This window comes from Streptomyces sp. NPDC127190 (assembly GCF_042672505.1).
Taxonomy (GTDB): Bacteria; Actinomycetota; Actinomycetes; order Streptomycetales; family Streptomycetaceae; genus Streptomyces.
The window spans coordinates 118,686-142,240 of record NZ_JBHXVE010000007.1 but is presented as its reverse complement, the minus strand read 5'-3'; the positions used below and the strand labels follow the sequence as shown (position 1 = coordinate 142,240).

At 72.7% G+C, this 23,555-nt stretch carries 19 protein-coding genes; 14 read left to right on the top strand and 5 right to left on the bottom strand.

The window, feature by feature from the left end; all coding sequences use genetic code 11:
- The first annotated feature begins 17 nt into the window (after positions 1-17).
- The gene (locus tag ACFVIU_RS13905) at positions 18-566 is read left to right on the top strand and encodes a hypothetical protein (RefSeq protein ID WP_385842609.1); all 549 of its coding nucleotides are present in this window, start codon (positions 18-20) and stop codon (positions 564-566) included.
- Between the two features lie 33 nt (positions 567-599).
- Here ACFVIU_RS13905 and ACFVIU_RS13900 read toward each other — a convergent pair whose 3' ends face one another.
- Positions 600-1,718, bottom strand: a complete 1,119-nt coding sequence (locus tag ACFVIU_RS13900; RefSeq protein WP_385842608.1) for a GNAT family N-acetyltransferase — start codon at positions 1,716-1,718, stop codon at positions 600-602.
- A gap of 316 nt (positions 1,719-2,034) precedes the next feature.
- On the opposite strand from ACFVIU_RS13900, the gene ACFVIU_RS13895 reads away from it, so the two are divergent.
- The 4 genes from ACFVIU_RS13895 to ACFVIU_RS13880 all read left to right on the top strand — a co-directional run bounded on the left by ACFVIU_RS13895 (position 2,035) and on the right by ACFVIU_RS13880 (position 7,465).
- Entirely contained in the window at positions 2,035-4,686 is a 2,652-nt protein-coding gene (locus ACFVIU_RS13895; protein ID WP_385842607.1) for a TIM-barrel domain-containing protein, read from the top strand.
- Between the two features lie 117 nt (positions 4,687-4,803).
- Complete coding sequence (locus tag ACFVIU_RS13890; RefSeq protein WP_385842605.1) at positions 4,804-6,024, top strand: carbohydrate-binding protein; 1,221 nt, start codon at positions 4,804-4,806, stop codon at positions 6,022-6,024.
- A 113-nt stretch (positions 6,025-6,137) separates the two neighbouring features.
- Positions 6,138-6,914 carry a polysaccharide lyase family 7 protein gene (locus tag ACFVIU_RS13885; protein WP_385842604.1) on the top strand — a complete coding sequence of 259 codons (777 nt, stop codon included), beginning with the start codon at positions 6,138-6,140 and terminating at the stop codon, positions 6,912-6,914.
- A 92-nt stretch (positions 6,915-7,006) separates the two neighbouring features.
- A complete protein-coding gene (locus tag ACFVIU_RS13880; protein WP_385842603.1) occupies positions 7,007-7,465 on the top strand; it encodes a hypothetical protein in 459 nt (152 codons plus the stop codon).
- A gap of 79 nt (positions 7,466-7,544) precedes the next feature.
- Here the strand turns inward: ACFVIU_RS13880 and ACFVIU_RS13875 are convergent, their stop codons facing one another.
- Complete coding sequence (locus ACFVIU_RS13875) at positions 7,545-10,919, bottom strand: pyruvate carboxylase (RefSeq protein ID WP_385842602.1); 3,375 nt, start codon at positions 10,917-10,919, stop codon at positions 7,545-7,547.
- 616 nt (positions 10,920-11,535) lie between these two features.
- Between ACFVIU_RS13875 and ACFVIU_RS13870 the strand changes: the two genes are divergently transcribed.
- From ACFVIU_RS13870 to ACFVIU_RS13835, 8 genes are all read left to right on the top strand, one after another.
- Positions 11,536-13,635 (top strand): ATP-binding protein, encoded by a 2,100-nt coding sequence (locus tag ACFVIU_RS13870; RefSeq protein WP_385842601.1) that lies wholly within the window; start codon positions 11,536-11,538, stop codon positions 13,633-13,635.
- On the top strand, positions 13,632-14,039 hold the full coding sequence (locus ACFVIU_RS13865) for a roadblock/LC7 domain-containing protein (protein WP_385842600.1): 408 nt from the start codon (positions 13,632-13,634) through the stop codon (positions 14,037-14,039). Before ACFVIU_RS13870 ends, ACFVIU_RS13865 begins: the two co-directional genes overlap by 4 nt.
- Positions 14,036-14,383, top strand: coding sequence for a DUF742 domain-containing protein (locus ACFVIU_RS13860; protein ID WP_385842599.1), 348 nt, complete (start codon positions 14,036-14,038; stop codon positions 14,381-14,383). The genes ACFVIU_RS13865 and ACFVIU_RS13860 overlap by 4 nt, the downstream gene beginning before the upstream one ends.
- Entirely contained in the window at positions 14,364-14,999 is a 636-nt protein-coding gene (locus ACFVIU_RS13855) for an ATP/GTP-binding protein (RefSeq protein ID WP_385842598.1), read from the top strand. Before ACFVIU_RS13860 ends, ACFVIU_RS13855 begins: the two co-directional genes overlap by 20 nt.
- Positions 14,996-16,207 (top strand): cytochrome P450, encoded by a 1,212-nt coding sequence (locus tag ACFVIU_RS13850; protein WP_385842596.1) that lies wholly within the window; start codon positions 14,996-14,998, stop codon positions 16,205-16,207. Before ACFVIU_RS13855 ends, ACFVIU_RS13850 begins: the two co-directional genes overlap by 4 nt.
- 88 nt (positions 16,208-16,295) lie before the next feature.
- Positions 16,296-17,522, top strand: a complete 1,227-nt coding sequence (locus ACFVIU_RS13845) for a cytochrome P450 (RefSeq protein ID WP_385842595.1) — start codon at positions 16,296-16,298, stop codon at positions 17,520-17,522.
- Between the two features lie 133 nt (positions 17,523-17,655).
- On the top strand, positions 17,656-18,645 hold the full coding sequence (locus ACFVIU_RS13840; RefSeq protein WP_385842594.1) for an aldo/keto reductase: 990 nt from the start codon (positions 17,656-17,658) through the stop codon (positions 18,643-18,645).
- Positions 18,646-18,980: 335 nt separating this feature from the next.
- Positions 18,981-20,231 carry an MFS transporter gene (locus ACFVIU_RS13835; protein WP_385842593.1) on the top strand — a complete coding sequence of 417 codons (1,251 nt, stop codon included), beginning with the start codon at positions 18,981-18,983 and terminating at the stop codon, positions 20,229-20,231.
- A gap of 200 nt (positions 20,232-20,431) precedes the next feature.
- Here ACFVIU_RS13835 and ACFVIU_RS13830 read toward each other — a convergent pair whose 3' ends face one another.
- The 3 genes from ACFVIU_RS13830 to ACFVIU_RS13820 are packed head-to-tail and all read right to left on the bottom strand — an operon-like array spanning position 20,432 to position 22,121.
- On the bottom strand, positions 20,432-21,163 hold the full coding sequence (locus ACFVIU_RS13830; protein WP_385842592.1) for a metallophosphoesterase: 732 nt from the start codon (positions 21,161-21,163) through the stop codon (positions 20,432-20,434).
- Positions 21,160-21,438 carry a BON domain-containing protein gene (locus ACFVIU_RS13825; RefSeq protein WP_385842591.1) on the bottom strand — a complete coding sequence of 93 codons (279 nt, stop codon included), beginning with the start codon at positions 21,436-21,438 and terminating at the stop codon, positions 21,160-21,162. Before ACFVIU_RS13825 ends, ACFVIU_RS13830 begins: the two co-directional genes overlap by 4 nt.
- Positions 21,435-22,121, bottom strand: coding sequence for a hypothetical protein (locus ACFVIU_RS13820; protein ID WP_385842590.1), 687 nt, complete (start codon positions 22,119-22,121; stop codon positions 21,435-21,437). The genes ACFVIU_RS13825 and ACFVIU_RS13820 overlap by 4 nt, the downstream gene beginning before the upstream one ends.
- Before the next feature lie 165 nt (positions 22,122-22,286).
- Here ACFVIU_RS13820 and ACFVIU_RS13815 point away from each other — a divergent pair, with 165 nt between their 5' ends.
- Positions 22,287-23,399 (top strand): PP2C family protein-serine/threonine phosphatase, encoded by a 1,113-nt coding sequence (locus tag ACFVIU_RS13815; protein ID WP_385842589.1) that lies wholly within the window; start codon positions 22,287-22,289, stop codon positions 23,397-23,399.
- Positions 23,400-23,555 lie beyond the last annotated feature (156 nt).

The window sequence follows — 23,555 nt, the reverse complement described above, 5'->3', positions numbered from 1 at the left end:
AGGAGAGGTGGCCGGGCATGCGGTGGTGGGCCGGTGGGTGCGCGCTGGCGGCGGTGGTCGTGCTGGCGGGGTGCGGGACGTCGGCGGGGCCTGGCTCCGGCGCGGACTCGGGTGCGGGGGCGTCCGGGAGCCGCTCGCCGCGGCCGCCGTCCACCGCCGGCTCCCCCGCCTCCCCGCGGCCCTCCGGGTCCTCGCTGCCGCCCGGCACGACCGGCACGCCGGGCCTGCGCTGTGCGACCGGGCGGGCCGTCGTCGCGGTCTCCCCCGGTGACGCGGTGCGGCGGCGGCTGTGTGTACGGCCCGGGACGCTGGTGACGCTCGAACTGCGCCCGCGGGCGGACGACGAGCGCTGGACGGGGGTGCGGAGTTCGGCGCCCGCGCTGGTCCTGGTGTCCGGCTGGGAGGTGGCCGCCGACGGCACGGCCCGGGCCTCGCTGCGCTGCGCCGGCAGCCGCGGAGGTGCCGCCCGGGTCACCGCGGCGGCCAAGGCGCCGGACCTGGCCGGCGCGGCCCGGACCGCGTTCACGCTGGACGTGGACGTGGTGCCGTACCCGCGCGAGGGCTGACGCCGTTCCGGTGTCCCGTAGCGGTGAGCGCCGTCAATTCCCTTCTGCGGTCGCGGACTTGCCGCCCGGGGTCTGGTTCCGGGTGCGCAGGGCGCCCACGCTCCTCAGCAGCCGGTCGGCCGGCTCGCGCAGCCGGGGGTGGGCCAGCACGGTGTTGCGCAGCCCGCGGACCGGGCGGCGCCACAGCTTCTGGGTGAGGGCCACCGGGTGCGGACGGGCCGCGAAGCCCTCGCCGACCCGCAGCTCACGCGTCTTCAGCCAGTCCTTGTACTCCTTGTCGCCGCGCCCGAGGTCCACCAGGGTCACTCCGTGCCGGGCGGCGGCCTCCGCGGTGCGCAGATGCATCATCAACCCCGGTGAATACGCGGGGAGTTCGGGGTCGTACGCGGTGAACCAGGCCGCCAGCACGGTGCCGGAGCGGGGGCCGAAGTGGGCGGCGACCGGGCGATCGCCCGCGTAGAGCACGGACAGCACCCCGGTGAAGTGCTCCTCGCGGACGTGGAAGAGATGGTCGACCAGGCCGACGATCCAGGGGCGGGAGAACCGGTCCATGCGGCCGGTCCTGCGGTACTGGGCGGACTTCCAGCGCATGAGGGTGCGCAGCGCCCGCGGGTCGCGCTCGTCGAAGACGAACCGCACCTCTCCGACGTCCCGGCCGAGCCTGCGCTCCTTCTTCAGGGTCGTCTTGGCGAGCCCGGGATAGGCGCCGCGCAGCCACTCCGGATAGCCGCCGTCGCCGGGTTTGACGTCGATGACGGGTGAGGCGAAGGTGCCGGTGACGTACGGGTCGAACGGCCGCTGCTCCTGCACGAGATGGTCGAACTCGAAGATGCTGAGCCCGCAGGCCCGCAGCAGCTCCCCGGTGTCCCAGGTGACCCCGGGCCGGTGCACCAGGGCCTGGCAGTCGGACAGGCCGAGGCCGACGGCCCGTCCGGTGCCCAGCGGGCTGCGCTCGTAGGGCAGGAAGCCGACCGGTTCGCCGCCTTCGCGGAGCACGGCCACCCGCACCCCGGCCCGGTGCCGGCCGACCCCGATGGCGAACTCCGGTGCGAGGAAGGGGTTGGCGTACTCGGGCGACTCGTCCATCGCCCGGTGCCAGGCCCCGCGCAGCCCGGCCGTCAGCTCGCCGGGTCTGTGGATGGTGATCTCCACCTCAGCTCGCCCGCCCTTCCCCGGGCGCCCTGCGCGACGCGCCGTGGGCGGCGCCGGCCGGTGAGGCGTGTGGACCGTGACTGGTGGATCGCATGGCGACCCCTCCCCCCAAGACGCGCTGATGCTCAAACGTCGCGAAACAGACGCACCCTGTCAAGAGCGCCCCGGTCCGGTCCGTCCGCGGTATTGACATGAACCTGCTTCGACTCCGAGTCTTCGTGCGTGAAGTTGCTTGATTGAAGCGCATTTCGAGCGCTTCCAAGCACACCGAGCAAGAACAGTCAGTCCGCAATGTCGCGAGGGGAGCTGTTCCGCCGTGCAGAGACCACGAAGACTGCGCCGGGGTGTGCCGTGGCCGGCCTGGGTGCCGCTGGGGCTGGCGACCGCCCTGGCCGGGGCGCTGCTGGCCACGCCGGCACCCGCCCGGGCCGCCGCCACCGCATCCGGCGCCGTCCTGGACCCGGCCCACAGCAGCGTCGGCTGGCAGAGCCCGGTCTACGCCAAGGGCACCGGCGGCGGCCCGGAGAACTGCCCCGACGCCGCGACCGACCCCGACAACAAGGTCTGCGACCGCTTCGACCTGACCGTCTCGGTGCCGGACGGCTACTGGGACGACAACCCCGAGGGCGGCGTCCCCCTGTCGATCAACTGGGCGCGCCCCTCCGACGACTTCGACCTGTACGTGTACGACGGCCAGGGCAAGCAGGTGGCCTCCAGCGCGGGCACGGCGGACCCCGAGGCCACGGTGATCCCGCGCGCCTCGGGCACGTACCACGTGGTGGTGGTGCCGTACGACGTGCACGACGACTCCTTCACGGGCAGCGCCTATCTGCCCGCGACCACGGACGCCGGCGACCTCACGGCCTTCTCCGGCCGCGACGGCAGCTACACCGTGCGGGCCGGGCAACTGCTGGCCCGCGCCGACTTCCTGACGGGAGGCCGGCTGCGGCTCCAGGCCGACCCGTCCGGCTCGCTGAGCGACCCGGCGGGCACCGCCATCGTGCGCGACCGGCCCGCCCTCCAGCGGCACACCTCGTCCTTCGACGCGGGCGACTACTACGGCATCCGCTCCCCGGAGGCCGTACTGCGCGTGTACAAGAAGCCGCTGCGGTTCGGTCTGTACAAGCCCGACAACCGCACCCGGATCTGGCAGGAGGACAAGCCGCTGCGCTGGTCCACCGGGGGGATGCGGCAGAGCCTCGGCCGGGGCGCGGACGAGCAGTTCTTCGGCGGCGGCGAGCAGAACGGCAGCTTCTCCCACCGCGGGCAGACCATGTACGTGGCCAACAGCTTCGACTGGAACGAGGGCGGCTACAACAACTCCCAGCCGTTCTACCTCTCCAGCGCGGGCTACGGCGTCTTCCGCAACACCTTCGCGCCGGGCGTGTACACCTTCGGCGACCCGGTCACCACCGGCCAGCAGGAACGGCGGCTGGACGCCTACTACTTCCTCGGTGACGCCAAGCAGGTGATCGGGAAGTACACGGCACTGGTCGGCAGGCCGTTCATGCCGCCGGTCTACGGCCTGGAGCCGGGCGACTCCGACTGCTACCTGCACAACGCCAACCGGGGCGAACGGCACACCCTGGACGCGCTGAAGATCGCCGACCAGTACACCGAGAACCGGATGCCGCTGGGCTGGATGCTGGTCAACGACGGCTACGGCTGCGGGCACGAGAACCTGGAGCAGACCGCGAAGGGCCTCCAGGACCACCACACCCAGCTCGGCCTGTGGACCCAGGACGGCATCGGCAAGCTCGCCGACCAGGTCAAGGCCGGCCAGCGGGTGGCCAAGCTGGACGTGGCCTGGGTGGGCAACGGCTACAAGTTCGCGCTGGACGCCTGCGACGCGGCCAAGAAGGGCATCGAGGACAACAGCGACGCCCGCGGGTTCGTCTGGCTGCCGGTGTCCTGGGCGGGGGCGCAGCGCTGCGGGGTGCTGTGGAGCGGCGACCAGAAGCTGTCCTGGGACTACATCCGCTGGCAGATCCCGACCTACGCCGGGGCGACCCTGTCGGGCATCGCCTACGACACCGGTGACGTGGGCAGCATCTACCGCCACGACGCGAAGATGTACACCCGCGACCTCCAGTGGAAGGCGTTCCTGCCGGCGATCATGACCATGGACGGCTGGGCCACCGACCTCACCACCAAGCAGCCCGCCGACCAGCAGCCCTGGCGCGACGGCGAGCCGTACACCTCCGTCAACCGCAGCTACCTCCAGCTGAAGGAGCGGCTGCTGCCGTACATGTACACCCTGTCGGCCGAGGCGGCGAAGACGGGTGTGGGCGCGGTGCGTCCGCTCTGGCTGGAGTACCCGGACGACCCGGCGACGCTGGGCGCCCAGGCGCAGTACGAGTTCCTGTCCGGTCCGGACTTCCTGGTGGCCCCGGTCTACCAGGACTCCGACACCCGCGACGGCATCTACCTCCCGAAGGGCACCTGGACCGACTACTGGACCGGGCGCACCTACCGGGGCCCGACCACCCTGAACGGCTATCACGCCCCGCTGGACACCCTGCCGTTGTTCGTGCGCGAGGGGGCGGTGGTCCCCATGTGGCCGAAGGGCACCACGAGCTGGCAGACCCGGGACCGGCACGAGCTGGACTGGGACCTGTATCCGGCGGCCCACGGCAGCAGCCGCTACACCCTGTACGAGGACGACGGCGTGACCCGTGACTTCGCCGGCGGGGCTGCGGCCACGCAGCGGGTCTCGGTGCAGCGGGACGCCGACGGCACGGCCGTCTCCGTCGGTGCGAGCCGGGGCGCGTACGCGGGCAAGGTGGACGCGCGCACGTACCGGTTCACGGTCCACGGCACCGGGGCGCCCGCACGGGTGCTGCTCGACGGACGCCGGCTGCCGGACACCGCCTGGTCCTACGACCCCGCCACCCACGTCACCACCGTCAGCACCGCGATGCTGCCGCTCGACCGGGGCTTCGCCCTGCGGCTGGTCGACGGGAGGTAAAGCAATCGTATGGTCTAGTCCAAAGCGAGTGTTGGTCTAGTCCAACTTATTGACGTGACCGCTTCACCTCCCAGAGCCTGGGGCGACTCCCCACCCCACCCCTCTGGGAGGCACGCAATGAGACCTCTTCGGGCCTGTCTGGGCGCGGCGGCGGCCGTGACGCTCGCCGCCGCCGGCACCACCGCGTTCGTGGCGGGCAGCGCCTCGGGCGCCACCACCGCGCTGAGCAACCGCTGGTACGCCGCCGCGCCCTATCTGATGCCGCTGGACAACAACCCGCCGGACCCGGCCGCCATCATGGACGCGACCGGCCTGAAGGCCTTCCAGCTGGCGTTCATCCTGGCGCCCGACGGCGGCGGCTGCTCGCCGACCTGGGGCGGCACCGCGGCCGTCTCCTCGGACACCGCCGTACAGTCGATGATCGGCACCATCCGGAGCAAGGGCGGTGACGTGTCGGTCTCCATCGGCGGCTACGGCGGCACGAAGCTCGGCCAGGCCTGCGCGGACGCGGCGTCGACGGCGGCGGCCTACCAGCAGGTCATCACCAAGTACGGGCTGCACGCCATCGACTTCGACCTGGAGGAGCCGGAGTACGAGAACAGCGCGGCCATCAAGAACGAGATCGGCGCCGCGAAGATCCTCCAGCAGAACAACCCCGGGCTCTATGTCTCGGTGACGACGGCGGGTACGGCGGACGGCACCGGCTGGTTCGGCAAGCAGATGCTGCTGGAGGCCAAGTCCCAGGGATTCACGCCGAACAACTTCTCCATCATGCCGTTCGACGGCGGCTTCAGCGGAGGGGCGAGCCAGACCAGCGCGCTCACCAACTTCAACTCCATCCTGCGGTCCACCTTCGGCTGGGACGAGGCGACCGCCTACGCCCACGAGGGCTTCTCCGGCATGAACGGCCGCAGCGACACCGGCGAGTACTTCACCCAGGCGGACTTCCAGACCGTGCTGGACTACGCGACGAGCCACTCCATGGACCGGTTCACCTTCTGGTCGCTCAACCGCGACCGGCAGTGCGACCCGGTCGACAACGGGGGCCGTACGTCCGGGACATGCTCGAGCGTGGCGCAGAAGCCCTGGGAGTTCGCCACGTACTCGGTGAGGTTCGCCGGCGCCACCCCGCCGAGCCCGACGCCGACCCCGACCCCGACCCCCACGCCGACGCCCACCCCCACCTCCTGCAAGACGGCCTGGAGCTCCTCCGCCGTGTACACCGCCGGGAACGAGGTCTCGTACAACAAGCACAACTGGAAGGCCAAGTGGTGGACCCAGAACGAGGTGCCCGGCGCCTCCGAGTGGGGTCCCTGGCAGGACGAGGGCAGCTGCTGACCCTCTTGACGTGTTTGGTTCAGACCTTTAGGTTCACGGGTCACCGATGACCAAGGATGCGTTCAGTGTTCATGTGACTGAACGCATCCTTGGTCCGATGAAGGGACCCCCACATGACCCGCTCCCGGCTCCGCACGGCGACGGCCACCGCGGTCCTCGCCCTCGCCCTCACCCTTCTCGACTCCGGCGGCGCGGCCGCCGCCGGTACGCGGCCCGCTCCCGGCGGCACCTTCGACCTCTCCGTCTGGGAGCTCCAGGAGCCGGTCGGCTCCCCCGGCAGCCCCACCACCATCCCGTCCTCCCGGCTCCAGGGGCCGAACGGCTACCAGGACGCCTATTTCTCCACGGACCCCCGCGACGGCGCGATGACGTTCTGGGCACCTGAGAAGGGCGTCACCACCCCGAACTCGCACTACGCCCGTTCCGAGCTGCGCGAGACGAACCGTGACGGCAGCCCGGCCGACTGGGCGCTCGGCGGGGCGCACCGGATGAGCGCGACCCTGCGGGTGGTGTCGGTGACCAAGAACGTCTGCGTGGGCCAGATCCACCTCGGCACCGGCGGCTCCTCCACCAAGCCACTGCTGGAGCTGTACTACCACGCGAACGGGGACATCGTCCTCGGCACCGAGGACTCGCCCTCCGGCGGCCAGACCCCGCACCCGGTCGGCCATGTGCCGGTCGGCAGAACCTGGAGCTACACCATCGCCGTCTCCGGCGGCACCACCATCGACCTGACCGTGAACGGTACGACGACCCACTACCCCATCGCCTCGTCCTTCCGGCAGTACAAGCAGTACTTCAAGGCCGGCGCCTACAACCAGTCCTCCTCCGACAGCACCGTGGACGGCGCCCGCGTCGCCTTCTACGGGCTGACCGTCCGGCACGGCTGACACGCGGTCCGACCTGCGCGACTGGTGCAAACGGCCGTACGGTCGTAGCGTCGGGGGCACGGTCGGACACAGCACGACGGGTGGGAGCGGCCATGCGCGGATCAGTGGTGGGAACGGTGGTCACCCTCGCGGCGGGAGCCATGCTGACAGCGGCCATGACGACGGCCTCGGCCAGCGCGCCCCCGGCCAGCGCGACCGCACAGGACGGCCCGGCACGGCCCGTCCTGGTCGACTGCCTGTGGCACCGCAATGTCCGGCCGACGGACTTCATCCTGGCCTGCGGCGACGGCAACAGCCGCCTCGTCGGACTGCACTGGACCGCGTGGAGCCGGGGTGCGGCCACCGCGACGGGCGTCAACATGGTCAACGACTGCAAGCCGTACTGCGCGGCCGGCCGCTTCCACTCCTATCCGGTGACCGTCCGGCTCGACGGCCCCAAGCCCTGGAAGAAGCATCCGGGCCTGGAGCACTACACCCGGATGAGCCTGACCTACACCGCCGACCGGCCGGAAGGCTTCCAGCCGGTCATGGTCTACCCGCTCTGGGACTGACGCCCCGGACCACATACACCGCAGCTGAAGCCCTGCCAGGGTGCCGCGGCCGAAGTCTCCGGCCGCGGCGCACGGTGTCTCAGGCGATCTCGGCCAGCAGGTCGCCGCCCTCCACCTGCTGGATGCGGTTGATGGCAAGCCGCGCCACCCGGCCCGCCTTCGGCGCGGTGATCGTGGCCTCCATCTTCATCGCCTCGATGGTGGCGATCGTGGCACCGGCCGCCACCTCGTCGCCCTCGGCGACCGCGAGGGTCACCACACCGGCGAACGGGGCCGCCACATGGCCCGGGTTGGCGCGGTCGGCCTTCTCCGTCACCGGCAGGTCGGAGGCCGCGGCACGGTCCCGGACCTGGATGGGCCGCAGCTGGCCGTTGAGCGTGGACATCACCGTGCGCATACCGCGCTCGTCGGCCTCGCCGATCGCCTGGAGCTCGATCAGCAGCCGCACCCCGGGCTCGAGATCGACGGCGTACTCCTTGCCCGGGCGCAGACCGTAGAAGAAGTCCTTGCTGTCCAGGATGCTGGTGTCGCCGAAGGTCTGGCGGTGCGTCTCGAACTCGCGCGTCGGCGCGGGGAACAGCAGCCGGTTGAGGGTCGACCGGCGCTCCTTCGCCAGCCCCTCGCGGTCCTCGGCGGACAGCTCGGGCGCGGGCCTGGCGGCGGCCCGGCCCTGGAGGGCCTTGGTGCGGAACGGCTCGGGCCAGCCGCCGGGCGGGGTGCCCAGCTCGCCGCGGAGGAAGCCGATCACCGAGTCGGGGATGTCGAACCGGTCGGGGGTCTGCTCGAAGGCGTCCGGGGAGACCCCGGCGCCGACCAGGTGCAGGGCCAGGTCGCCGACCACCTTGGAGGACGGGGTGACCTTGACCAGGCGGCCGAGGATGCGGTCGGCGGCCGCGTACATCGCCTCGATGTCCTCGAAGCGGTCGCCGAGGCCGAGGGCGACGGCCTGGGTGCGCAGGTTGGACAGCTGGCCGCCGGGGATCTCGTGGTGGTAGACGCGGCCGGTCGGGGAGGCCAGGCCCGCCTCGAAGGGGGCGTAGATCTTCCGTACGCCCTCCCAGTACGGCTCCAGGTCGCCGACGGCCTGGAGGTCCAGCCCGGTGGGCCGCTCGGAGTGGTCGGTGGCGGCGACGAGCGCCGACAGGGACGGCTGCGAGGTCGTCCCGGCCATCGAGGCCACCGCTCCGTCGACGGCGTCGACGCCCGCCTGGATCGCGGCGAGATAGGTGGCCAGCTGGCCGCCTGCCGTGTCGTGGGTGTGCAGATGCACGGGCAGGTCGAACTCGCGGCGCAGCGCCGAGACCAGCTTGGCCGCGGCCGGGGCGCGCAGCAGGCCGGCCATGTCCTTGATGGCCAGGACATGGGCGCCCGCCTCGACGATCTGCTCGGCGAGGCGCAGATAGTAGTCGAGGGTGTAGAGCCGCTCGCCGGGGTCGTTGAGGTCGGCCGTGTAGCAGAGGGCGACCTCGGCGATCGCGGTGCCCGTCTCCCGTACGGCGTCGATGGCGGGCCGCATCTGGCCGACGTCGTTGAGGGCGTCGAAGATGCGGAAGATGTCGATGCCGGTGGCGGCCGCCTCCTGCACGAAGGCGTCCGTCACCTCCGTGGGGTACGGGGTGTAGCCCACGGTGTTGCGGCCGCGCAGCAGCATCTGGAGGCAGAGGTTGGGGACGGCCTCGCGCAGGGCGGCCAGCCGCTCCCAGGGGTCCTCGGCGAGGAAGCGCAGCGCCACGTCGTAGGTGGCGCCGCCCCAGCACTCCAGGGACAGCAGCTGCGGCAGGGTGTGGGCGACGGCCGGGGCGACGGCGAGGAGGTCCTTGGTGCGCACCCGGGTGGCGAGCAGCGACTGGTGGGCGTCGCGGAAGGTGGTGTCGGTGACGCCGAGCGTCGGCGACTCGCGCAGGTCGCGGGCGAAGCCCTCGGGGCCCAGCGCCACGAGCCGTTGCCGGGAGCCGGCCGGCGGCTCGCCGGCGGGCAGCGGGGGCAGCTTGGTCAACGGGTCGGGCAGGTCGGGCCGTTCGCCGTGCGGCTTGTTGACGGTGACGTCGGCGAGGTAGGTGAGCAGCTTGGTGCCGCGGTCCGCGGAGGAGCGGGCGGTGAGCAGATGGGGGCGCTGCTCGATGAAGGAGGTGGTGACCCGCCCGGCCTGGAAGTCCGGGTCGTCCAGGACGGCCTGGAGGAAGGGGATGTTGGTGGCCACGCCGCGGATGCGGAACTCGGCGACCGCGCGCCGGGCCCGGCCGATGGCGGCGCGGAAGTCCCGGCCCCGGCAGGTGAGCTTGACCAGCATCGAGTCGAAGTGGGCGCTGATCTCCGTACCGGCGTGGGTGGTGCCGCCGTCCAGGCGGATGCCGGAGCCGCCCGGCGAGCGGTAGGCGCTGATCCGGCCGGTGTCCGGGCGGAAGCCGTTGGCGGGGTCCTCGGTGGTGATACGGCATTGCAGGGCGGCGCCCCGCAGGGTGATGGTGTCCTGGGCGAGGCCCAGGTCGGCGAGGGTCTCGCCGGAGGCGATCCGGAGCTGGGCCTGGACCAGGTCGACGTCCGTGACCTCCTCGGTGACGGTGTGCTCGACCTGGATGCGCGGGTTCATCTCGATGAAGACGTGGTTGCCGTCGGGGTCGAGGAGGAACTCGACGGTGCCCGCGTTGCGGTAGCCGATCTCGCGGGCGAAGCGCACCGCGTCGTCGCAGATCCGCTGCCGTACCTCGGGGTCGAGGTTGGGGGCCGGGGCCAGCTCGATGACCTTCTGGTGGCGGCGCTGGAGCGAGCAGTCCCGCTCGTAGAGGTGGATGACATTGCCCTCGCCGTCGGCGAGGATCTGCACCTCGATGTGGCGCGGATCGACCACGGCCTTCTCCAGGAAGACGGTCGGATCGCCGAAGGCGGACGCGGCCTCCCGGGAGGCGGCCTCGATGGACTCGCGCAACTGGGCGGGGTCCTCGACGCGGCGCATGCCGCGCCCGCCGCCGCCCGCGACGGCCTTGACGAAGACCGGGAAGCCGATCTCCTCGGCGGCGCGCACCAGCTCGTCGACGTCCGTGGAGGGCGCGGAGGAGCCGAGCACCGGGACGCCGGCGGCCCGGGCGGCGGCGACCGCACGGGCCTTGTTCCCGGTCAGCTCCAGCGTGGCCGCGCTCGGGCCGACGAAGGTGATGCCCGCCTCCTCGCAGGCGCGGGCGAGTTCGGGGTTCTCGGACAGAAAGCCGTAGCCGGGGTAGACGGCGTCCGCGCCGGCCCGGCGGGCGGCGGCCACGATCTCCTCGACGGAGAGGTAGGCGCGCACCGGGTGGCCCGGCTCGCCGATCTCGTACGCCTCGTCGGCCTTGAGCCGGTGCAGTGAGTTGCGGTCCTCGTGCGGGAACACGGCGACGGTACGCGCGCCGAGTTCGTAGCCCGCCCGGAACGCGCGGATCGCGATCTCGCCACGGTTGGCGACCAGCACCTTGCGGAACATCCTGGATTCCCTTCAGCTGCCTGTCGGCGACGCACACGATCGTGTCTGCCACGCCCTGCCGTACCTCGCGGTCACCCTAGGGGGTACCCGCAGGGGTCGAGGTGCGACAACGGTCACATCGTGAGGGTGTGCGGCGCCACAGTCGCGCGAACGGCGGAACGGTCCCCCGGCGCGGGGGGTGTGCGGGCGTGGATGGTCGCTGGTGCCGGGTGTGGATGGTCGCTGGTGCCGGGTGTGGGTGGGGGCCGGTGCCGGGGTGTGGATGGGCGCCGGTGCGGGAATGTCCATCGCCCCCTTCGCCCCCGGCCTGGGACAGTTCTGCGAGCCGGGAGACGCCCGTCAAGATCATTTACGGGTGGTAGGACCCACAGGTGTACAGAGCGGAAATCCCGGACCGCGGAGCGACCTCCCCTACCGGGGAGCCATCCCTCCCGTACCGACGTGTTCAAGACGCCCCGTTCACGGCCAACGCACGGATATGACCGTCCACTTCCTGGAACGAGCGGCGAACCTTTCTGATCCGATCGCGAACTCTCGTATAGTGACCGCCAGTTCACGCTCCCCACCTGCCCGCCCGTCAGCCACCCGCTCCTGCCGCGAGGACCAGACCGGACCGATGACCGCGCCCACGCACCCCGGCGACCGCCCCTTCCTCCGTTCGTTCGTCCCCGCCTTCGCCGTGACCGGTGCACTCTCCGCGGTGGTGGTCTGCGTGGCCGTGGCGATGGCGCCGGGCCAGGTGCGCGCCCCGCTCGCCGGCGGCGCGGGCGCGGCCGCCGTGGTGCTGAGCGTGGCCGTGGCGGTGGCCGCGCACGCCCTGCGGACCGCGCGCGCCACCCGGCAGCGGCTGGACGCCGCCACCCAGGACATCGGGCGCCTGCTCCAGCAGCAGGCCCGCACCGGTGAGGAGGCCCGCCAGGAGCGGCAGCGACTGGTCGACGAACTCGCCGCGCAGCGTGCCGAGTTCACCGAGTCGTTCGCGGCCGAGCGGGCCCGGCTGGAGCAGCAGGCCACCCGGGAGCTGGACCGGCTGCGGCAGGAGAACGCCCGGCTGACGGGCGAGCTGACCCGGGCCAGGCGGGACCGGGCCGCGGCGGTCTCGGCGACCTCCAACACGGCCGCCCGGATGCAGGCTCTGGCCACGGCCACGCTCGCCGACCTGCGGGCGATGGAGGACCGGCACACCGACGAGGACGTCCTCGCCGATCTGCTCCATCTGGACCACCGCACCGCCCAGGCGGGTCGGCTCGCCGACTCCATCGCCGTACTGACCGGAGCACGTTCGGGCCGACGGTGGGCGCGGCCCATCGGCATGGAATCGATCCTGCGCGGTGCGATGGGGCGGATCGCCGGATACCGGCGGGTGCGGGTGCACTCGGCCAGCGAGACCGCCGTGGCCGGGCATGCCGCCGAGGGGGTGATGCACGCGCTTGCGGAGATCCTCGACAACGCCGCGAACTTCTCGCCGCCGACCGCCGAGGTCCATGTCTATGTGGAGGAGGTCCCGGCCGGGGTCATCGTGTCCGTGGAGGACAGCGGCCTGGTGATGGGCGAGGTGCAACTGCGCCGCGCGGAGCGGGCGGTGGCCGGTGACGTCTCCGAGCTGGGCGGTCTGACCGGCACCCGGCTCGGGCTGGCCGTGGTCGGGCGGCTGGCCCGCAAGCACGGGCTCAAGGTGTCCTTCCGGCCGTCGGCCCGCGGTGGCACCGGTGTGCTGGTGCTGATCCCGCAGGACATCCTGGCGGGCCCGGTCGCGGCCGAGCAGGCGCCCGCCCCGGCGCGGCCCACGCCCGCCGAGCCGCGCCGGACTCCGGCGCCCGCCGACACCGCCCCGGTCCACGAACCGGCCGCACCGGCCGAGGAGGGCCCGGCGGGACTGCCCAAGCGGCGCCGCGGCCGTACCCTCGCGCAGGCCGAGAGCGCCCGGTCGGCGGCCCGCACCGGCGAGACCCGGCCCGCGCCCGGCGCCGACGAGGGCAAGATCCGCGCCGCCCGCTTCAGCAGCTTCCGCCAGGCCGTCCGCCCCACCGCAAAGGAGCGGGGCCCCGAGACCACCGCCACGGCCCCGCCCTCGAACCCTGACGGCCCCGACACCGACGCGCCCGGCTCCGCGACACCCACGCAACCCCCTGGCCTCCGCTCGGCCACCGGCGCCGCCGGACCCATCCCGGACGCCACGCCGGACAGCCCGGAACACCGGCCCTCCGGCGACACGGCCCGCTCCACCCCCGACGCTGCACACACCGGCCGACACGCCGAGCGCGGACCCTCCACCGGAGCAACCCGCTCAGCCACGCCCCCGGTGCCGGACGGCGAGGGCGCCGAACACGGCCCGGCTTCCGGCACCGCCGACTCGGCCGCGCCCACGCAATCCCCTGGCCCCCACCCGGCCACCAGCACCACCGGACCCACCCCAACCACCGCACCGGACAGCCGGGACTCCCACCAGCGGCCCTCGGTCGGCTCGACCGGGCCGGCCGGGGACGCGGGGCCGGGCCACCGCGGTACCCAGCGCCCGGCGGACACCGGTGTCCCCCACGGCTCCGGCGTACGCCAAGACTCCCCCGGAGGCGCGGAGACCGCGGTGCCGGGCGGCGCCATCGCACCGGGCTGTATTCCGTCCGGTCCCCCCGGAACCGCGGCGGCGGACGACTCCTCCTCCCCCGCCGTCCCCTCCCACCCGCACGCGCACCCGGAAGGCGACACCACTTCATGACCGGCCCGACCACCGCCGACGACAAGCTCACCTGGCTCCTGGAGGGCCTGCTGGAGAGGACCCCGGGCGCCCGGCACGCGCTGGTGCTGTCCCGGGACGGGCTGAAGCTGTGCCGCAGCCCGGAGCTGAGCGTCGACCAGGCCGACCAGCTCGCCGCGATAGCCGCCGGCATCCAGTCGCTGTCGCACGGGGCGTCCGTCGAGTTCGGCGACGGCAGCGGCGGTGTGCGCTCGGCGATGACCGAGTTCTACGGCGGCGTGCTGTTCATCGTGGAGGCCGGCGCCGGCGCCCATCTGGCCGTCGTCACCACGGAGGACGCGGACCCGGGCGTCGTCGGGCACACCATGAGCGAACTGGTGGAGCAGCTCGGCGAGCACCTGACCGCGCTGCCGCGTACGTCATGAGCCGTCCGGGCAGGGACGACGCGCCCGACCGTCTCTACACGATCACCCAGGGACGCAGCCGGACCGCCCCGGACAACCCGTTCGACCTGGTCACCCTTGTCGTCGCCGAGTCGGAGCCGGTGGCCGGGCTGCAATCGGAGCACGTGGCGATCCTGAAGCTGACCCGCTCCCCCACCTCGGTGGTGGAGATCGCCGCGGAGCTGAAGCTGCCCGTGAGCATCACCAAGGTGCTGCTGTGCGACCTGCTGGCGGCGGGCCGTGTCAGCGCCCGGCACCCGCGCAGACCGGCCATAACCGACCCCGACATCCTGGAGCAGGTGCTCGTTGGACTCCGCAATCTCTGAACTCTCCGGCGCGCGCACGCCGTTGGGTGCCTCGGCCGACAACGGTCTCAAGATCGTGGTGGTGGGCGGCTTCGGCGTCGGCAAGACCACCCTGGTCCGCTCCGTCAGCGAGATCCGCCCCCTCAACACCGAGGAGACGATGACCCAGGCGGGCGCGACGGTGGACGACATCCGGCAGGTGCGCGGCAAGTCCGCCACCACGGTCGCCTTCGACTTCGGCCGGATCAGCCTGGACGCGCACAATGTGCTGTACCTGTTCGGCGCGCCCGGCCAGGAGCGGTTCTGGTTCCTGTGGGACCGGCTCTTCTCCGGCACGCTCGGCGCGGTCGTGCTGGTCGACACCCGGCGGATCGACGACTCCTGGTACGCCATCGACCGGCTGGAGCACCACGGGACCCCGTTCATCGTGGCCTGCAACGACTTCGGCGGGCCGGTGCACGCGGGCGCGGACGTCCGCGAGGCGCTCGACCTGGACCCGCAGGTACCGCTGGTCGACTGCGACGCCCGCTCCCGGGAGTCGAGCAAACAGGTCCTGATCACGCTCGTCCAGCATGTGAAGCACCGGTACGCCGACCCGTCCGCGCGGGCGGGCCTGCCCCGACAGGAGTTCGTGTGACCACCCCCGACGCCGTCCCGCTCAGCGGACCCCGGTTCCAGACCGAACCCGCCCGGCTGTACCGGGAGATGCGGCGCGATCACGGCAACGTCGTACCGGTGCTGCTCGACGGCGGCATCCCGGCCTGGCTGGTGCTGGGCTACCGGGAACTGCACCAGGTCACCGGCGACCCGGTGCTGTTCAGCCGGGACTCGGAGCTGTGGAACCAGTGGGAGAACATCCCGGCCGACTGGCCGCTGCTGCCGATGATCGGCCGCAGGCAGCCCTCGATCCTCTACACGGTCGGCGAACGGCACCGGCAGCGCGCCGCGATGATCAGCAGCGCGCTGGAGGCAGTGGACCCGTTCGAACTGCGGCGGCACGCCGAGCGGTTCGCCGACGAGCTGATCGACGCGCTGTGCACGGCGGGTGAGGCCGATCTGGTCGGGCAGTACGCGATGCTGCTGCCGGTGCGGGTGCTCGCGCGGTTGTACGGCTTCCCGGACGAGGACGGCCCCGGCCTGGTGACCGCCCTCAACGACATGATCGACGGCCGGGAGCGGGCACTCGCCGGGCAGGCCCATCTCGCCGCGTCCATGGGGCAGTTGATCGCCGACCGGACGAAGGAGCCCGCCGACGACGTGGTGTCCCGGATGCTCGCCGACGACAGCGGTTTCACCGCCGAGGAGATCACCCAGGACCTGATGGTGATGATGGCGGCCGGGCACCAGCCGACCGCCGACTGGATCGGCAACTCGCTGCGGCTGATGCTCACCGACGACCGGTTCGCCGCCTCGCTGTTCGGCGGCCGGCACAGCGTCGCCGAGGCGATGAACGAGGTGCTGTGGGAGGACACCCCCACCCAGAACGTGGCCGGCCGCTGGGCCGCCCGGGACACCCACCTCGGCGGCCGCCGCATCCAGGCCGGCGACCTGCTGCTGCTCGGGCTCCAGGGCGCCAACTCCGACCCCCAGGTGCGCACCGACGCCTCCGCGCTGACCGGCGGCAACAACGCGCACTTCGCGTTCGGTCACGGCGAGCACCGCTGTCCGTTCCCCGCGCAGGAGATCGCCGAGGTGATCGCGCGGACCGGGATCGAGGTGGTCCTGGACCGGCTGCCGGACATCGACCTGGCGGGGCCCGCCGACTCCCTCACCCGCCGGCCCTCGCCCTGGCTGCGGGGGCTGACCGAGCTGCCCGTGCGGTTCACCCCCGTACCCGCCCTCTGAGCGAGCGTCACCCGCTCCTGCGATGGGTCCGGGGCCATCCCCCGGACCGGCGCAGCACCCCGACCCCTGCCCTGGGAGGCATGTCACGATGACGACCGGTACCGAAACCCCCCGGATCGCGCTCGACCCCTTCGTCACCGACCTGGACGGCGAGAGCGCGGCGCTGCGCGCGGCCGGTCCGCTCGCCGCCGTCGAGCTGCCGGGCGGTGTCCCGGTGTGGGCCGTCACCCACCACGCGGAGGCCAAGGCGCTGCTCACCGATCCGCGTCTGGTGAAGGACATCGAGGTGTGGGGCGCCTGGCGGCGTGGCGAGATCCCCGCGGACTGGCCGCTGATCGGCCTGGTCAACCCGGGCCGCTCCATGCTCACCGTGGACGGCGCCGACCACCGCAGGCTGCGCGGCCTGGTCGCGCAGGCGCTCACCCCGCGCCGGGTGGAGCGGATGCGCGAGCGCATCGAGAAGCTCACCCAGGACCTGCTGGACGCGCTGCCCGCGAGCGGGGAGACCGTCGATCTGAAGGCGGCCTTCGCCTACCCGCTGCCCATGTACGTCATCGCCGACCTGATGGGCCTCGACCCGGCCCGCCTGCCGCGGCTGAGGGTCCTGTTCGACCGGTTCTTCTCCACGCTGACCCCGGGCGACGAGGTCATGGCCACGCTCACCGAGCTGGCGCAGATCATGGCCGAGACGGTCGCGGCCAAGCGGGCCGAGCCGGGCGACGACCTGACCAGCGCGCTGGTGCTGGCCTCGGAGGACGGCGACCGCCTCACCGACGAGGAGATCGTCTCCACGCTCCAGCTGATCGTGGCGGCCGGCCACGAGACGACGATCTCGCTGATCGTCAACGCCGTGGTCAACCTCTCCACCCACCCCGAGCAGCGCGCCCTGGTGCTGTCCGGCGCGGCCGACTGGTCGGCGGTGATCGAGGAGACCCTGCGCTGGTCCACCCCGTCCTCGCATGTGCTGATCCGGTTCGCGACCGAGGACGTGCCGGTCGGCGACAAGGTGCTCCCGGCCGGGGACGCGCTGATCGTGTCGTACGCCGCGATCGGCCGCGACGAGCACGCCCACGGCCCGACCGCCGGGGAGTTCGACATCACCCGGGAGAGCCGGAACCGGCACATCTCCTTCGGCCACGGCCCCCACGTCTGCCCCGGCGCCGCGCTGTCCCGTCTGGAGGCCGCGGTCGCCCTTCCCGCGCTGTACGCCCGCTTCCCCGGCCTGGACCTGGCGGTGCCCGCGAGCGAGCTGCGCCACAAGCCGGTCGTCACCCAGAACGACCTGTACGAACTCCCGGTACGGCTGGGTTCCTGACCGGCCCCGGAGCGTTGCTTGACTTCGAGAGCGCTCCAACTCGTAGCGTCACAGACGTACGGCGCACGAGGGCATGCCCCTCGTGTGCCGTACACGACGACCGTCGAGTGTGCAGGAAAGGCTGGGACATCGCATGCAAAAGCGCAGTCTGCGGGATCTACAGGTGTCGGCCATCGGCCTCGGGTGCATGGGCATGTCCGCCTTCTACGGCGCCGCCGACCGCGAGGAAGGCATCGCGACCATCCGGCGGGCCCTCGAGCTGGGGGTCACCTTTCTCGACACCGCGCAGATGTACGGCCCGCTGACCAACGAGTCGCTGGTCGGCGAGGCGATCCGGGGGCATCGCGACGAGTATGTGATCGCCACGAAGTTCAACTACCGGATGGACGACGCGGTGCCGGGCGACATCAGCACCGTCGGCCCGCAGGACGGCTCGGCCGAGCATGTCCGCGCTTCCGTGCACGGCTCGCTGGAGCGGCTCGGCACGGACCACATCGACCTCTACTACCAGCACCGGGTCGACCCGGACGTGCCGATCGAGGAGACGGTCGGCGCGCTGGGCGAGCTGGTCGCCGAGGGCAAGGTGCGGTACATCGGGCTGAGCGAGGCGAGCGCGGAGACCATCCGGCGGGCCCACGCGGTGCATCCGGTCACCGCGGTGCAGAGCGAGTACTCGCTGTGGACGCGGGACGTGGAGGCCGAGGTGCTGCCCGCCTGCCGGGAGCTGGGCATCGGCTTCGTGCCGTACTCGCCGCTCGGCCGTGGCTTCCTCGCCGGCCGCTTCGACTCGCCGGAGCAGCTGGACAAGGACGACTGGCGGCGCGAGAACCCCCGCTTCGCCGACGCCAACCTGGCGGCGAACCTGCGGCTCGCGGCGAAGGTGAAGGAGATCGCCGCGGAGAAGGACGTCACCCCGGCCCAGCTGGCGATCGCCTGGGTGCTGGCGCAGGGGGAGGATCTGGTGCCCATCCCGGGGACCAAGCGGCGGGAGTACCTGGAGCAGAACGCCGCCGCCGGGACGGTGCGGCTCAGCGCGGAAGAGCTGGCGCGGATCGATGCCGAGCTGCCGGCCGCGGCGGGTGAGCGGTACGACGAGGCCGGGATGCGCACCGTGAACCGCTGAGGCCTCCTGGGGTGGACCCGGATCCTGTGAGCAAGCACACGCTCGGCCCAAGTCGCTTACGGGCGGAGGTATTTGGGGCTTGCGCAGACCCGGCGGAGGGCAGGGTGGCGACCACTGTGGGGCTTCGTCTGCCACCATGGTCGGCGCCCTGACCAAGGCGGCCCGGACGTGCAGTGCAGCCGGTTCTACGCGGCTCGCCGGTCCCTTCCCCGAGTGTCTCTGGCGAGTACCCCGCTGTGTCCGCTGCCCCTGCCCTGCCCACGTCCGCGCCCACACCCGCGCCCCGCTCCGCATCCGCCTCGCGTTCGCCCTGGCGCTCCCTGCGGCATCGCGGCATGCGCTGGTGGTCGGCGGCGAACTTCGTCTCCAACGCCGGTACGTGGATGCAGCTCACGGTGCAGAACCTGCTGGTGCTGCACATCACCGGCTCGGCCGCGGCGACCGGGCTGTCGATGTCCGTGCAGGCGGCGCCCGCGCTCTTCGTGAGCCTGCTGGGCGGCGCGGCCGTGGACCGCTGGCCCCGGAAGCTGACGGTCACCGTCAGCCAGGCCCTGCTCGGCGCGGTGGCCTTCGTCACGGCGCTGCTGGTGGCGCTGGACCGGATCGACATGCCGGCGCTGCTGGTGCTGGCCGCCGTGACCGGTGTCATCGCCACCGTGGACGGACCGGCGTGCGCGCTGCTCGGCAACGATCTCGTGCCGGTGGAGGACGTGCCGTCCGCGATCGGCGTGGGCGCCCTCGTGCACAGCGCGGGCCGGCTCGCCGGTACGGCGCTCGCGGGCGTGACCGTCGGTTTCCTCGGCACGGGCGCCGCGTATGCCGCCAACGGGGTGTCGTTCCTGTTCGTGGCGTCGGTGGTACCGTTCCTGCGGCCCGTCCGCGGGGGTGCCGGGCAGTCGGCGGCCGAGGCGTCGGCCGTACCGGCGCCCGCGGAGATGACCGTACGGGAGGGGCTGCGCTTCTTCGTGCGCCGGCCGCGGCTGGTGGCCCTCGCCGGCATCACCGGGCTCAGCTCGGTCTTCGGCCGCAACTACGGCCTGACCCTGGCCGTCCTCGTCACCGGGCCGCTCGCGGGCGGAGCCGGGGCGTTCGGCACGGTCTCCACGGTGCTGGCCGTCGGCGGGATCCTCGGCGCGGTCCTCGGCGCCCGGCTGCGCCGGCCGTCCGTGCGGACCGTGGGCCTGCTCGCCGCCGCGGGCGCGCTGCTCCAGGTGGTGGCGGGGCTGTCGCCGTCGCTGGCGGTGCTGCTGGTGCTGGTGCTGCCGATGGCCGTCGTGGAGTCGGTCTCGGACACCGCCGGTACGGCCGTGCTCCAGACCGATCCGCCCGCGCATCTGCGGGGCCGGGTGCTCGGGGTGTGGAGCAGCGTCGGCACGGTGTGGAGTCTCGGCGGGCCGCCGGCGCTGGGTCTGCTCATGGAGTGGGCGGGGGCCCGGGGCGCGCTGGTCGCGGGGGGTCTGGTGATCGCCGGGTCGATCGGCGCGGGGCTGCTGGTCCGGCGCCGCCGGGAGGCGCTGCCGGTGGCCCCGCTGACCACGCGGGACGGCGATCTGACCGGCCGGGAAGCACTGGGCACGGCCGCCTGACCGACCTCCTCGTCCTTGCGCGACCGGCCTGACCGACCTCCTCGTCCTTGCGCGACCGGCCTGACCGACCTCCTCGTCCTTGCGCGGTCGACCTGACCGGCCTCTTCGTCGTTGCGCGGCGGGCCTGACCGACCTCTCAGCCCCGCCGCCCATCGTCGGACCCGCCTCTCGGGCCCCGTCCAGGCGGTCTGATCGGCCCCTCAGCCCTCCCCCGTCGGCAGGTGGTAGACGTGGAAGGCCTGGCCGATCACCGGTTGGGCCACGTTGCGGACCCGGACGCCGCCGCTGGTCATGCCGTGTTCGGTGCCGGCGTGGGCATGGCCGTGCACGGCGAGGTCGGCGCCAGCGGTGTCGATCGCCTCGGCGAGCAGATAGCTGCCGAGGAAGGGGTAGATCTCCGGGGGCTCGCCGGCCAGGGTGTCCGGCACCGGGGAGAAGTGGGTCAGAGCGATCCGGACGTCGCAGCCCCACTCGTCCAGCTCCTTCAGCGCGCCGTACAGACCGTCGGCGCACCGCCGGGTGTGGCGGACGAACTCCTTCATCAGCGGCTCGCCGAACTCCCCGGCGCAGCGTCCGACGAAGCCTCCGCCGAATCCCTTGGTCCCGGCGACCCCGATCGTGGCCCCGTCGGCGGCGACGGCGACGGCCTGCCCTTCCAGGACATGGGCGCCGGCGTCCCGGAGGATCGCGCTGACCTCCTCGGGCCGCTCGTCGTGGTGGTCGTGGTTGCCCAGGACGGCGACGACCGGGACACCGAGGTCCTTGATCTCCCGGGCGACGACCCGGGCCTCCTCCGTGGTGCCGTGCCGGGTCAGGTCGCCGGCGAGCAGCAGGATGTCCGCGCACTCGGGCAGCCTCTCGAAGGAGGGGCGCAGCGCGCCCTGGCTCTCGGGGCCCATGTGGATGTCGCCGACGGCCGCGACGCGGATCATGTCAGGTCCTCCCCGTGGTCGGGCGAGGAGGTGCCGGCGACCATGAGGTCGCAGTGCACCGGATGCCCTGCCAGCTCCTCGCGGGCCATGTGCAGAATCTCGTCCCGGCACTGGGTGGAGGGCACCGTGCCGGTGAGCAGTACGGCGTCGCCGCGCAGTTCCAGCCGTACGCCGAGCTCGCCGAGCGGTCCGGCGGCCAGGTGGTCGGCGAGGTGGGCGACGCGGTAGTCCAGGTTCCCGGCCTCCGGCGGGGGCGACGGGCTTGCCTCGGTCATGGCTGCCCCTCCTGGGGGTCGATGACGTTCAGCTGTTCGAGCAGGAAGAGAAAGGCGGCCGGCATGGGCTGCCCGCCGCAGGCGGCCCGTACCTCGTCCCAGTCGACCTTCTCGCGGACGGCGCGGGCCACGGGCAGCACCGCCCCGAAGTCGCAGTAGTGCTCCGAGAAGGCGCTGAGCAGGCTGTGGATCAGATCGGTCGGGGACAGCACGGGCATCAGCACGGAGTCGACCGGCAGGACGTGGGCGCGGGCGAGCAGGTCCTTGCTGACCGGCTGGTGGGCCAGCGCGAAGATGATGTCGACGTTCGCACCCCGGCAGGTGGTCTTGATCAGCCAGTCCTCCGGCGGGGTGCGGATGGGCAGGCCGGCCTCGCGCAGGGTGGCGGCCACCGCCTCGGCGTCCTCGGGCAGGACGCAGAAGTCCGCGTCGTGCTGGAGGTAGCGGCTGCCGCCGTGGGCGTAGACGGCCACGCTGCCGGCCAGGGCGAAGGGGTGGCCGGCCCGTTTGAGGAGCGCGCCGATCTGCTTGGCGGCCTCCAGGATGGCCTGGCTGCGGTCGTGCGGCAGGTCCGGGGTGTCCGGCGGGGGTGCGGCCGACCGGTCGGGCCCGTCCGCGGCGAGGCGGAGTTCGGTGACCTCCGGACGCCGGACCGGCGCGGACTCCTCCCCGTTGTGTGTCATGGGTTCTCCATTCACGGCACTCTGCGGCCCCGCACGGCCGGGGCCGCTCCGGGGAGGTACGGGTACCCGGCGGGCCCGCACCGACACGGCGCGCACGGGTGGCAGAGGGAGCGGCACGCGCGGGGCGAGTGGCCGGGCGCCGGGGCCGGGAGCAGGCTGGAAGGCATGAGGCCCCGCGCGCTGCTGCTGTTCCCGGTGGTGCTCATCGTGGTGATCACCGCGGTGGATATGCAGGCGCCGGTCAATGTCCATCTCGGCCCGGCCCTGGTGATCGCGCCCGCGCTGACGCTGTCGTTCGCCGGGCCGCGGACCACCGCGGCCATCGGGGGGCTCGCGCTGGCCGCGCAGATCCTGATCGGTCTCACCCATGGCGGGGTGAGCACCGAGAACCACGTCGTGCAGATCATCACGCTCGCGGTGCTGACGATCCTGCTGGTGGTCTACGGCGCGCTGCGCGAGCGCCGGCAGGCGCAGCTGGCGCAGGTCCGTACGGTCGCGGAGGCCGCTCAGCACGTGCTGATGTGGCCGCTGCCCGAGCAGATCGGCCCGCTGCGGATCGCCTCGATCTATCTGGCCGCCGAGGACGAGGCGCAGATCGGCGGTGACCTGTACGCGGCGACCCGGAGCGACAACGCCGTCCGGGTCATGATCGGCGATGTGCGGGGCAAGGGCCTGCCGGCGATCGGGGAGGCGGCGCTGCTGCTCGGCGCGTTCCGGGAGAGTGCGCACCGGCGGATCACCCTGGCGGAGCTGGCCGCCGTACTGGAGCAGAGCATCACCCGGTACGCGGCCGATCTGGACACCCCGGAGGAGATGGGCGAGCGGTTCGCCACCACGCTGCTGGTGGAGATCCCGGACCGGGATCCGGTGACCCGGATGACCAGCTGCGGTCATCCGCCGCCGCTGCTGCTGAGCCCGGGCCATGTGGTGACCGTGCCGAGTCTGCATCCGTCGCCGCCGCTCGGGGTGGAGGCGAGCGACGAGCACACGCTGGACGTGTTCTCCTTCGAGCCGGGTGACACGCTGCTGCTGTACACCGACGGGGTGGTGGAGGCGCGGGACACCCAGGGGCGGTTCTATCCGCTCGCGGACCGGGTGGCCCGGTGGACGGAGGAGAGTCCCGAGGCGCTGATGCACCATGTGCGGCGGGATCTACTGCTGCATGTCGGCGGCCGGCTGGACGACGACGCCGCGCTGATCGCGCTGCACCGCACCCGGGTCGAGCGGCGCCGCCATCACGGCCGCGCGAGTAACCACGGCGCCGAACCCGAGGCGTGAAAACGGGTCGACCGGCAGGGGCGGACGCACCTTTCCGGTCATCCTGTTCCGTCCGTGCCACCGAACCCGGCGGTCACTGCCGTGCAAGGAGACACTTCGGGGCGCGGAGGCGGGGCGGAGTCCGGCCATTTCCGTATCGGAAGACCCAAGAGATGG